Origin of the sequence: Rhodococcus sp. BS-15 (assembly GCF_000813105.1) — a bacterium.
Classification (GTDB): domain Bacteria; phylum Actinomycetota; class Actinomycetes; order Mycobacteriales; family Mycobacteriaceae; genus Rhodococcoides.
Map to the genome: position 1 here is coordinate 1 of NZ_BAOX01000162.1, position 11,068 is coordinate 11,068.

General features: G+C 64.4%; 14 protein-coding genes and 2 pseudogenes. 10 read left to right on the forward strand and 6 right to left on the reverse strand.

Translation table 11 applies throughout. The features are described from left to right. A partial coding sequence (locus RHBS_RS17250) for a Sir2 family NAD-dependent protein deacetylase (RefSeq protein WP_304627320.1) occupies positions 1 to 284 on the forward strand: 284 nt, incomplete at its 5' end. Positions 285 to 327: 43 nt separating this feature from the next. On the opposite strand, the gene RHBS_RS17255 is transcribed toward RHBS_RS17250, so the two are convergent. The 4 genes from RHBS_RS17255 to RHBS_RS17270 form a co-directional block, all read right to left on the reverse strand. Continuing rightward, positions 328 to 1,389, reverse strand: a complete 1,062-nt coding sequence (locus RHBS_RS17255) for a hypothetical protein (RefSeq protein WP_145977536.1) — start codon at positions 1,387 to 1,389, stop codon at positions 328 to 330. A 5-nt stretch (positions 1,390 to 1,394) separates the two neighbouring features. Further along, a complete protein-coding gene (locus RHBS_RS17260; RefSeq protein WP_121869646.1) occupies positions 1,395 to 2,255 on the reverse strand; it encodes an ABC transporter ATP-binding protein in 861 nt (286 codons plus the stop codon). Then, entirely contained in the window at positions 2,252 to 2,653 is a 402-nt protein-coding gene (locus tag RHBS_RS17265; protein WP_121869647.1) for a GntR family transcriptional regulator, read from the reverse strand. The genes RHBS_RS17260 and RHBS_RS17265 overlap by 4 nt, the downstream gene beginning before the upstream one ends. Before the next feature lie 70 nt (positions 2,654 to 2,723). Next, on the reverse strand, positions 2,724 to 3,104 hold the full coding sequence (locus tag RHBS_RS17270; RefSeq protein ID WP_237669320.1) for a YafY family protein: 381 nt from the start codon (positions 3,102 to 3,104) through the stop codon (positions 2,724 to 2,726). Positions 3,105 to 3,166: 62 nt separating this feature from the next. Here RHBS_RS17270 and RHBS_RS17275 point away from each other — a divergent pair, with 62 nt between their 5' ends. From RHBS_RS17275 to RHBS_RS17285, 3 genes are all read left to right on the forward strand, one after another. Next, positions 3,167 to 3,556 carry a hypothetical protein gene (locus tag RHBS_RS17275; RefSeq protein ID WP_121869649.1) on the forward strand — a complete coding sequence of 130 codons (390 nt, stop codon included), beginning with the start codon at positions 3,167 to 3,169 and terminating at the stop codon, positions 3,554 to 3,556. A 67-nt stretch (positions 3,557 to 3,623) separates the two neighbouring features. Then, positions 3,624 to 5,927 (forward strand): accessory Sec system translocase SecA2, encoded by a 2,304-nt coding sequence (gene secA2 / locus RHBS_RS17280; protein WP_121869650.1) that lies wholly within the window; start codon positions 3,624 to 3,626, stop codon positions 5,925 to 5,927. After that, the gene (locus tag RHBS_RS17285; RefSeq protein ID WP_183130132.1) at positions 5,920 to 6,327 is read left to right on the forward strand and encodes an META domain-containing protein; all 408 of its coding nucleotides are present in this window, start codon (positions 5,920 to 5,922) and stop codon (positions 6,325 to 6,327) included. The genes secA2 and RHBS_RS17285 overlap by 8 nt, the downstream gene beginning before the upstream one ends. 4 nt (positions 6,328 to 6,331) lie before the next feature. Here RHBS_RS17285 and RHBS_RS17290 read toward each other — a convergent pair. After that, positions 6,332 to 6,918, reverse strand: a pseudogene (locus RHBS_RS17290) (TetR/AcrR family transcriptional regulator C-terminal domain-containing protein). Between the two features lie 126 nt (positions 6,919 to 7,044). Here RHBS_RS17290 and bioB point away from each other — a divergent pair. The 4 genes from bioB to RHBS_RS30785 are packed head-to-tail and all read left to right on the forward strand — an operon-like array spanning position 7,045 to position 8,886. Beyond that, positions 7,045 to 8,037: a biotin synthase BioB gene (gene bioB, locus RHBS_RS17295; RefSeq protein WP_121869653.1), complete on the forward strand. Its 993-nt coding sequence runs from the start codon at positions 7,045 to 7,047 to the stop codon at positions 8,035 to 8,037. 22 nt (positions 8,038 to 8,059) lie between these two features. Next, the gene (locus tag RHBS_RS17300) at positions 8,060 to 8,284 is read left to right on the forward strand and encodes a hypothetical protein (RefSeq protein WP_121869654.1); all 225 of its coding nucleotides are present in this window, start codon (positions 8,060 to 8,062) and stop codon (positions 8,282 to 8,284) included. A gap of 6 nt (positions 8,285 to 8,290) precedes the next feature. Further along, positions 8,291 to 8,728 (forward strand): hypothetical protein, encoded by a 438-nt coding sequence (locus RHBS_RS17305; protein ID WP_237669321.1) that lies wholly within the window; start codon positions 8,291 to 8,293, stop codon positions 8,726 to 8,728. Further along, entirely contained in the window at positions 8,722 to 8,886 is a 165-nt protein-coding gene (locus tag RHBS_RS30785) for a hypothetical protein (protein ID WP_237669323.1), read from the forward strand. Before RHBS_RS17305 ends, RHBS_RS30785 begins: the two co-directional genes overlap by 7 nt. A gap of 10 nt (positions 8,887 to 8,896) precedes the next feature. Here the strand turns inward: RHBS_RS30785 and RHBS_RS17310 are convergent, their stop codons facing one another. Then, positions 8,897 to 9,595: an NUDIX domain-containing protein gene (locus RHBS_RS17310; RefSeq protein WP_121872363.1), complete on the reverse strand. Its 699-nt coding sequence runs from the start codon at positions 9,593 to 9,595 to the stop codon at positions 8,897 to 8,899. A gap of 79 nt (positions 9,596 to 9,674) precedes the next feature. Here RHBS_RS17310 and nadA point away from each other — a divergent pair. After that, positions 9,675 to 10,734, forward strand: a pseudogene (gene nadA / locus RHBS_RS17315) (quinolinate synthase NadA). A gap of 38 nt (positions 10,735 to 10,772) precedes the next feature. Continuing rightward, on the forward strand, positions 10,773 to 11,068 hold a 296-nt coding region (locus RHBS_RS17320), incomplete at its 3' end, for an FAD-binding protein (RefSeq protein ID WP_237669325.1).

Consider the following 11,068-nt stretch of genomic DNA (forward strand, 5'->3'; position numbering starts at 1 on the left):
TTGTGCGGTGGATTGATCAGCCGGGGGCGGTGTGGTTCGGCGAATCGCTGCCCGAGGCCGCGTGGGAGGCGGCCGAGGACGCGGTTCGCGCGGCCGACCTGGTTCTCGTCGTCGGCACATCGGGAGTCGTTTATCCGTTCGCCGGGCTGCCTGCGATCGCCCGCAGCGCCGGAGCAACGGTGGTCGAGATCAACCCGGTCGAGACCGAGGTCTCGGACATGGCCGATCACCGGTGGCGCATCACGGCCGCGACGGGATTGCCTGCGTTGGTTGCGCAACTCTGAATCTGGTTGTCACCCGCCGCTTCGCATAGTGGCGAACCTGTCATCACGGCCGCAGTCGCCGAACCAGGAGCAGCGACAGCCCACCGAACAGAGCAGCGATCACCAGGGTCAGGGCCGTCTCGATCGCCTGGAATCGCCAGAACAGCCGATCCTCGTGGTACTTCGTCTCGAAGGCCTCGGCACCCTGACTGCGGAAGCAGTCAAGGTGTAGTGCCTTGATCCGCTCGAGTAGCCCGTTCGAGTATTCCTCGTACTCGGCGACCGTCTCGAATTCGCTCATGTCTCGACGGTTCTCGAGTTGGGCGCATTGCTGCCAGTCGATCGCCACGGGTTGTCCATTCGAATCGACATAGTCGGTCGAAAAAACCCAACGCGCATAGAAAAGATCACTCGAGTCGAGTGGCAGAGAGAAGTCGGGGGTACCGCCGCCGTACATCTCGTTGCTCTTTTGTTCCAGGGTCAGCTCCTCGACGGACGCAGCCGCGTAATGCTGCCTGATCTGCGTGGGAAATACCGCGATCAGCAGCGAGGTGGCGATTACGGTCCCTACCATAGCTGCCACTGTGTTTCGGAGTGTCAGAGCGAATGCCGCGCCAAACATCAGTCCGACGGCGGTGTACCCACCTGCGACGAACCCGGTTGCACCGAAGACCGGAAACTCGAGGCGCGAATCGTATCCGCCGAACGAGACGGCGAACTCATCAGGCACGGTCTGGTACTTGGCCCAGTACAACGAGCACCCGAGCACGATCATGGAGAGGACCGTGGGCAAGAACACCACGGCGACACGCGTCATGTACCACTGCCGTCGACTGACCGACTGGGTCAATCCGAGGACGTGTGTTCGACGTTCGAGGTCACGGGAGAATACCGTTACTCCGACGAAGGCACCCAGCGCCACCGGTAGAACGACGGTCAGCAGAATCGCAACAGTCTGTGCGGTTTCCGCCCTGCACTCCGTGGCGTCGAACGACAAGCATCCAGTCAGGGAAGCCGTGGGAAAAACGCCGCCTTCGAAGAGTGTGATCGCAATCGTGATGGCCGCCAACAACAGTGGGCTCAGCACCCCGAGCAGAATCGTTGTGCGGAACTGTCTCCACGTCACCCAGATCATGCCGCCACCGCCGCTCCGAGGTGGGCGAGCACGACGTCGTCCAGGGTGGCGTCTTCGACAGTCCAGCCTGGTCGCGTCGCCTCCGGTCGGGTGCCGTGCACAACGAATACTGCGGCGCTGGAGCCGGATACGTCCGAAACGATGGTTCCTTCGTCGACGGTGGGTTCGGCTTCGGTGTCACCGATGAGGAGGTAGTGCTCGGCCGTGATGGTGTCGAGTTCGCCGTCGAGTCGAATTCTGCCGTCGCGCAACAGGAGTAGCCGATCGGCCACGTCGACCAGTTCGGACAGCACGTGCGAGGAGAGCACGATGGTGGTGCCGTTTTCTGCTGCGTCGCGCATCAGTGTTCGGGCCACGGCGCGTCGGGCAACGGGATCGAGGTCTGCGAGAGGCTCGTCGAGCAGAAGTACTTCCGGTCGTCGTCCCAACGCGAGTGCGAGGGCGACGCGGGTGCGGTGGCCGGGAGACAGTGATTTCACTCGCGCCGAGACGGAGATTCCGGCCGCATCGACCAACTCGGCGGCGTAGGCATCGTCCCAGTGCACGTTTGTGTTTCGGCCGAATCGAAGCATGTCGTCGACGGTGAAGTTGGGATACAGGGGCTTGTGCTGGGCGAGATAGGACAGGCCGGAAGCGATCCCGCCTTGGCCCACCACTTCACCGAGAACTCGGACGGTTCCGGCGTCCGGTGCGAGCAGTCCGACGGCCAACGACATCAGAGTCGATTTGCCTGCACCGTTGGACCCGACCAATGCTGTGACGCTTCCTCTTTCGACGGCGAACGAGCATCGGTCGAGTACGGTCTTGCGTCGGAACGACTTGACCACCTCGTCCATGGTGAGAACCGCGTCGGTCATGATTCTTCTCTTTCGGGTCGGTCGAATTGTGTGTCGAGGGCAGCGGCGACGATCGCTTCCAGGTCCGGTCTGTCCAGTCCCGCTGCGAGACAGTGGCGAATCCAACGGCCGAGTTCGGCCTCGAGTGCCGATCGTTCGGCCATGCCGGGTTTCGCCAGCGAGGCGACCACGAAGGTTCCAGATCCGGTCCGTGGTTCGACGAGGCCTTCTCGTTCGAGTTCGCGGTAGGCCTTGAGCACGGTGTTCGGGTTGATGGCGAGTGCCGTGACCACGTCCTTCGCCGTCGGGAGTTTGTCGCCGACAGCGAGTGATCCGAGGCGCAGGGCCTGTTTGGTCTGCAGTATCAGTTGGACATAGGTGGGGATGCCGGACTGACGATCGATGCGATACGCGATCATCAAGACCCTTTCACTAGTTGATTAGTGGAAGACGGTAATGCGAACGCGTCGGTTTGTCCAGGTTTCGCGGTCAGTCGGTGGTCAATGCCTCGATCAAAGCGCTCATTGCCGATGCGGCACTGTCGGTTTCGCTGGGTCCCAGAGCGGCGAGGCTGGCGATGAGAGCTGCTATCTCGGGGGCTGTCAACCGCACCGGCCGGGGTGCGGCGACACCCGCCAGTCGAGATCCGCCGTGCACACCCGGCACCGCATCGAGAGGAACCCCGGACTCACGCAACCGGGCAAGGTCGCGTTCCACGGTGCGCACGGAAACCCGGAGCCTCTGCGCGAGTTCGGGTGAGGTCAACGGCGCAGCCGCCGACCCCAGCCATTCGACGATCCGCTGCTGACGCGCGACACGGCGCAGGGTGAGCGCGCTGTCGAGCGACTGGGGTGAATTTTCCTTCGGCACCGTCCGAATTCTTCTCGATTCCCGACGCCGGCCTGACGGGAATGGGTCCTACCGTTGTCGATATGACACCTGACACCGAATCGATCGACAGCTTCTTCGCTCGCTACACGGGGTACTTGACCTCGGGTGATCTGGACGGCCTTGCCGAGATCTACAACTATCCGGCTCTGGCGGTCACGGCGCGCGGTTGTGCGGCGATCGCCGAGCCGCAGCAGACCCGAGAGTTCTTTCGGCAGGGGCAGACCTACTATCGGTCGCGCGGAATACAGGGGGTGCGGGCCCGCGACATCGTCACCGAGGCAGAGGTGCCGGGTATCTGGGTGGGGCATCTTCTGCTGGAGAACCTCGACTCCGACGGTTCGCCGGTGGGAGCCGAGCGCAACGCCTATCAGGTGGTGACGCTGGGCGACGGTACGCGCCGGATCGCGGTGACGACGCCGCTCGATGCCTAGAGCTGGGCGGAGCCGCACTCGGTACTGTGGTTGGGAACGGTTTTTCTTTCTCAGGTAGGGATAACAGATGGCTTTGGGCTCCGACCGATTCTGGCGTGTACTCGGCCGCTCCGCGCAGAAGGCGCAGAGCACCTCGCGTCGACGCGTCGACCGAGCCCAGGAGCATGCGGAGTGGGCAGCTGCCCTGAGCGAGACCGAGTTGGCGACCGAGGCGACCGCACTGCGGGTCGACAACGCCGACCGTCTCGATGTTCCGCGGTATCTGGCTTTGACGCGCGAGGCGAGTGAGCGTGCCCTGAAGCTACGGCCCTTCGATGTGCAGCTGCACGGTGCCGTGCGATTGCTCGCCGGTGACGTGGTGGAAATGGCAACCGGCGAGGGCAAGACGTTGGCCGGCGCGATCGCTGCCGTCGGATACGTGTTGTCCGGGCGTTCGGTGCACGTCATCTCGGTCAACGACTTTCTCGCGCAACGTGACGCTCAATGGATGCGTCCGCTGTTCGAGTCCCTCGGCATCACTGTCGGTTCCATCGGAGAGTCGTCGACGCCGCAGGAGCGTCGCACCGCCTATGCCTGCGACATCACCTATGCCTCGGTCAACGAGATCGGTTTCGATGTTCTGCGTGATCATCTGGTGAACGACCGAGACGATCTGGTCGCACCCGTGCCGGACGTTGCCCTGATCGACGAGGCCGACTCCGTGCTGGTCGACGAGGCGCTCGTTCCGCTGGTGTTGGCCGGTTCGGTCTCCGGCGACGTCTCGACATCGACGGTCATGGACGCAGTCCGGTTGTTGGACAAGGGTGTTCATTTCGACACCGATGCCGAAGGACGCAACGTGTTCCTCACCGACGAGGGCGCGCTGCGGATGGAGAAGGAACTGGGCGGAATCGACCTGTACTCCGAGCATCACGTCGGGACGACGTTGGTGGCAGTCAACGTGGCACTGCACGCCCAGGTGCTGGTCCAGCGCGACGTCGATTACATCGTCCGTGACGGCCGAGTGCAGCTGATCAACGCCTCGCGTGGCCGGGTGGCCGAACTGCAGCGCTGGCCGGACGGGTTGCAGGCCGCGGTCGAGATCAAGGAAGGGCTCGCCGCCACCGAGACCGGTGAGATTCTCGACACGATCACCGTGCAGGCGTTGATCAATCGATACGCAACGGTGTGCGGTATGACCGGCACCGCCATGGCGGCGGGGGAGCAGCTCCGCACGTTCTACGGCCTCGGTGTCTCGGTCATTTCGCCCAATGTGCCGACGGTGCGCGTCGACGAAGACGACCGTGTGTACGACACGATCGAGCACAAGAACGCCGCAATTGCGCTGCAGGTGAAGGACATTCACGAGACCGGTCAGCCGATTCTCATCGGCACCCACGATGTCGCCGAGTCCGAGGCGCTTGCCGAGACGCTCACTGCGGCGGGCGTGGAGGTGGTGGTGCTCAATGCCAAGAACGACGCCGAGGAGGCGGCGGTGATCGCGGCGGCGGGCGTACACGGCGCGGTGACGGTATCGACGCAGATCGCCGGACGCGGAACCGACATCAAGCTCGGTGGTCCCGACGGCACCGATCGCGAACGGATTGCCGAGCTCGGCGGACTGTTCGTTCTCGGCACCGGTCGCCACACCACCGAGCGGCTCGACAATCAGCTGCGAGGGCGTGCAGGTAGGCAGGGAGATCCAGGCCGTTCGCTGTTCTTCGGCAGCTGGGAGGACGACGTCGTCAAGAACAACATCGGCGACAAGGATGCACCGAAGGGCATCGACGAGAGCGGAATGTTCACCTCGTCTGCTGCGGCCGACCGCGTCGATCATGCGCAACGCATCGCCGAGGGACAGATGCTCGAAATACATTCGCGCACGTGGCGTTACAACCAGTTGACGGCTCAGCACCGTGAGATCCTCGATCGCCGCCGGGCCACGTTGCTCGACTCCGACGAGGCGTTGACGCTGCTCGAGCAGCACGCACCGTCGCGCTCGAAGGAGTTGCGCGAGACCGTGTCCGAGGAGACTCTGGTCGAGGTCGCCCGCCAGATCGTCCTGTACCACCTCGATCGGTCGTGGTCGGACTACCTGGCGCACCTCGCCGACGTGCGCGAGAGCATTCACCTGCGTGCCTTGGGGCGGGAGAACCCGTTGGACGAGTATCACCGGATCGCTGTCGAGGCGTTCAAGACGGTGTCCTCCAAGGCGATGGATCTCTCGCACGTTACGTTCGAGTCGGCCGAGATCACCTCGGACGGAATCGATCTGGACGAAGCCGGCTTGCATCGACCGACATCGACCTGGACATACATGGTGCACGACAACCCGTTCGCGTCCCGCGGAAATGCCGGTGCGGCCGGTTTGGGGCCGATTTTCGGTGGCTGACGCACGCCGCGCGCTGGCCGCACTCGCGTTCGGTGCGAGTGTGGTGGCGTCCGGGTGTGCCGACTCGTACGGCGAATTCCCGGCAGGCAAGACGTACTCGTCGGTCGACGCACCCGACTCCTACACGCCGGTCGCCGGAACGACGGTCGGGCTCGAATTCGTCGACGACCGAATCTCGGCCGAAGCAGGGTGCAACAGGTTGTTCGGCACCGTGGACACCTCGCAGGGCAGGATCACCATCGACTCTCTCGGGTCGACGCGGATGGCCTGCCCGGAGGCGCTGATGGAGCAGGATCGGTGGCTGTCGGCGTTCCTGACTTCCACACCACAGTGGTCTCGGGAAAACGGCACCATGACCCTGGACAACGGGAGCGAGCGCATCGTCTTCGCGGAATTCTGACCGATCAGCGGCGGATGCGGTCGGCCGCAGTGTGGCGTACTCCGTCGAGGAAGAGCTTCAGTCCGAAATCGAATCTGCTCGTCGGGTCTGGACTTTCGAAGAGCGGCGACGCGTCGGGCGTGAGGGCTCCGGCGGAGTCCATCTGGAGTCGCGCCTGCTCGTCCACGGTCTGACCGAGGATGTAGTAGAGCAACGTGTCGGCGGTGAGTTCCGCGTCGCGGCGCGGCAGTCCCGCTCGGATGCACACGGCGGCGATACGTTCGCGAATGTGGTTGGTGGTCAGCTCGATGCGTAGGTCGCGGCCACCAATTCGGCACCGTCGCGTCGGGAGAGAAGGGCGTCGCGCAATCGGTGCGCGATCTGCGCGATCTGTGCGTCCCACGAATCCTCGGTGGACGGTGCATCGGCACCCGAGAGTATGTGGTCGGCGATGGCACCGAGCAGCGTCTGCTTGTTGGGGAAGTGCCAGTACAGCGCGCCCGGCTGGACGTGCAGGGACGTCGCCAGACGCCGCATCGTCAGGTCTGCCAGGCCGTACTCGTCGAGAATGGCGATTGCGCCGTCCAGGACGTCCTGCCTGTTCAGTTGCACTTACTTCCCCCAAGTGGTTCGACGCCTCGTCGCTTTGACAGTAGCCGAGCGCGGCGCCTAACGTGAACGCCGTTCAACTTGAACGGTGTTCAATGGCGATGCCGTTCGACTACGAGGGGACCCGGAATGGACATTTTGCATACGGCGCGTACACAGGTGCTCGGCGACGGCATCGCGCTCGATCGATCTCAGGTTCTCGAGGTTCTCGAGCTCGGTGACGACCGTCTCGAGGAGACGATGCTCTTGGCCCACGAGGTGCGGATGAAGTGGTGCGGGCCCGAGGTCGAGGTGGAAGGAATCGTCAGTCTCAAGACCGGCGGGTGTCCCGAGGACTGTCACTTCTGTTCGCAGTCCGGGCTTTTCGCTTCCCCGGTTCGCGCTGCGTGGCTCGACATCCCGTCGCTGGTGGAAGCTGCGAAGCAGACCGCGAAGACCGGAGCGACGGAATTCTGCATCGTCGCTGCGGTGCGCGGACCCGACGCTCGGCTGCTCGCGCAGGTCGCCGCAGGTATCGAAGCCATTCGGAACGAGGTCGAGATCGATATCGCCTGTTCGTTGGGCATGCTCGATCAGGATCAGGTCGATCAGCTCGCGGCGATCGGTGTGCATCGCTACAACCACAATCTCGAGACCTCTCGCTCGTACTTTCCGAACGTAGTGACCACCCATACCTGGGAGGAGCGGTGGAACACCCTGCGGATGGTGCGCGAGGCAGGCATGGAGGTGTGCTGCGGCGGAATTCTCGGCATGGGGGAGACACTCGAGCAGCGGGCCGAGTTCGCGGCCGACCTCACCGCACTCGAACCCGACGAGGTGCCCCTGAACTTCCTCAACCCCCGGCCGGGAACCCCGTTCGGGGACCTCGACGTGCTGCCGGCGTCGGATGCTCTGCGCGCCGTCGCTGCGTTTCGTCTCGCTCTGCCGCGCACCATTCTGAGATTCGCCGGAGGCCGCGAGATCACCCTCGGTGATCTGGGTGCGAAGCAGGGAATTCTGGGCGGCATCAATGCGGTCATCGTCGGCAACTACCTGACGACGCTCGGTCGTCCGGCAGAACAGGATCTCGATCTTCTCGGCGAGCTGCAGATGCCGATCAAAGCGCTCAACTCGACTATCTGATGGGCGTATTAGGGTGGGTCGAATGACGAGCGAGACCCACTACGACCCGCACACCGGTCGGCCTGTCGAAGCCGGAGCCGAGGTGGGCGCGGATTCGTTGTCGGTCGCCGTCCGGCTCGGGTTGGAGCCGCCGCGGTTCTGCGCCGAATGCGGCCGCCGCATGGTGGTGCAGATCATCCCCGACGGGTGGACGTCGCTGTGCTCGCGTCACGGCCTCGTCGACTCGACCGCGACGGGTAGGCGTTAGGTGGTCATGTCGGACGTTGTCGAAGTCCCACCGCGGAGCAGCACCGGTCGTGTGCTGTCGGTGGTTGTCGGAATCTCGGTGGCAGTGTCGGCCCTGGGCGGGATGCTGTGGGGGTTCCTGGCACCGGCGCAGCAGCTGCTCGTGGTGGCGCAGGACCGCGGGGCGGCCCTGACCGGGGAAAGTCTGCACCGCTTCGACGGCCTCGCGCTGTTCTCGTTCGTGTCCTTGGCCCTCGGTCTCGTCCTCCCGATCGGTTCTGGCTCTGGAGGTCGGAACGAGGTCCGCGGCTGTTCGGTGCCGTCTTCGTCGGCGCTCTCGCAGGCTCGGTCGCTGCGATCCTGGTGGGCAACGGAATTGCTGCTCTTCGGTTTCCGAAGGCCATCGACCCTGCAGTCGGGTCGATCGTCACTGTTGCGCCGAGTATCGAGACTCCGCTGGTGCTGATCGTTCAGGCGCTGACAGCATCGCTGGTGATGCTGCTGCTGGCGGCGATGAATCCCCACGACAATCTGCAACACACCGATCCCGAACCGGACGACCTCGATGTCGAGTTCTTCCCACCGCCGCCGCCACCGTCGTTCGACTCGAATCGGGCCGATTGACCGCAGCCGTTCACGTCTGCGGCGGGCGCAGTGCGGCGAACTCGTCGGTGACTCGAATGCTGTTGTCGGCAAAGCGGAACAGTGCAGGCGGTCGGCCACCTGCCTTGCCCGACGGCGCGCGTCGTCCGGTGGGTTCGATGACGCCACGCCGGCTCAGTACGCGCTGCAGGTTGGTGGCATCGACCTGATATCCGAGTGCGGCACCGTAGATTTCGCGCAGCGACGAGATCGCGAAATCGACCGGTGCGAGTGCGAATCCGATGTTGGTGTACGAGAGTTTCGCGACCAGTCGATGTCTCGCGTGCGCGACGACGGTTCCGTGATCGAACGACATGTCGGGCAGTGCCGAGACCGGGTGCCACATCGTGTCCGCAGGCAGTGTCGGTTCTGTCGAGATCGGCACCAGGCCGAGGAAGGTCGACGCGATCCGTCGGTCGCCGGGTACGCGTTCGGGTTCGCTGAAGACGGACAACTGCTCGAGGTGCGCCACCGAGCGCACGTCGACCTTCTCGGCGAGCTGACGGCGCGCGGACGTGGCGAGATTCTCGTCGCCACGCAGGGTGCCACCGGGCAGCGACCAGGTGCCGGCCTCCGGATCGAGAGCGCGCTGCCACAGCAGCACCGCCAGTTCCGGGGCGTCGGGGTCGGAAAAGGCTCGAACTTGGAACACCGCAATGAGTACTTCGTGGACGGTGCTACGATGAATCATGTTTTCGATCATAGGTCGAAAACTCCCTCGGAGGAAATTCGGTCACCGACGACCGGATGATCGGTGAAGGAGAACCGTCATGACCAGCAGCGCTACCCGGTTGAACATCCTCGACTCGGCATTCGCCAGAGTTCGCGACATCGTCGACGGAGCAGGTGGCTACGGGGGAGTCGAGGCAACACCGGAATGGGCCGCCGAGGTCCGACGGCTCGCCGATCTGCGCGGTGCGACTCTGCTCGCACACAACTACCAACTGCCTGCGATCCAGGATGTCGCCGATCATGTCGGCGACTCCCTCGCGCTCTCGCGGATGGCAGCCGAGGTGTCCGAGGACACCATCGTGTTCTGCGGAGTGCACTTCATGGCCGAGACGGCCAAGATCCTGAGCCCGCAGAAGACAATCCTCATCCCGGACCAGCGCGCCGGCTGCTCCCTCGCAGATTCCATCACCGCCGAGCAACTCCGCGAATGGAAGGCAGATTTCCCCGAGGCCGTCGTCGTCTCGTACGTCAACACCACGGCCGAGATCAAAGCGCTGACCGATATCTGCTGCACCTCGTCGAACGCCGTCGAGGTGGTCGAGTCGATCGATCCGGGCCGCGACATCCTGTTCCTGCCCGATCAGTTCCTCGGCGCGCACGTCAAGCGCGTCACCGGGCGCGAGAACCTGCACATCTGGGCCGGAGAATGCCACGTGCACGCCGGTATCAACGGCGACGAGTTGGCCGAGAAGTCTCGCACCCACCCCGATGCAGAGCTGTACGTGCACCCCGAATGCGGCTGCGCAACATCGGCTCTGTACCTCGCAGGCGAGGGATTTGTACCAGCGGACAAGGTCAAGATTCTCTCCACCGGCGGCATGCTCGACGCTGCCCGCACCACCGCGTCCAAGCAGGTTCTGGTCGCCACCGAGATCGGCATGCTGCATCAGCTGCGGATGGCGGCACCCGACGTCGACTTCCTCGCCGTCAACGACCGCGCATCGTGCGGCTACATGAAGATGATCACCCCCCGCTGCCTTGCTGCGCTGCCTCGTCGAGGGGCGCGACGAGGTGCACGTCGACCTCGAGACCGCACACATCGCGAGCAAGTCGGTGCAGCGGATGATCGAGATCGGCACCCCGGGCGGCGGCGAGTGAATCCATCGGTCGCATGGGAAACCGCGGCCGATCTCGTCGTGGTCGGCGGCGGAATTGCCGGACTGACCGCGGCCCGCACCGCGGCGGCTCGCGGCCTCCGGGTGATGACCGTCAGCAAGGGGCAGTCCACCGACACGGCGACGCAGTACGCCCAGGGCGGGATCGCGGTCGTCGGTCCCGAACTCGAGGATTCGATCGAATCGCATGTGGCCGACACCTGCGTTGCCGGTGCCGGTTTGTGCGATGAGGACGCGGTGCGCTCCATCGTCGCCGGCGGACGCGCGGCGATCACCTCGCTCGAAGCTGCGGGCGCACGGTTCGACCTGGCGGCCGA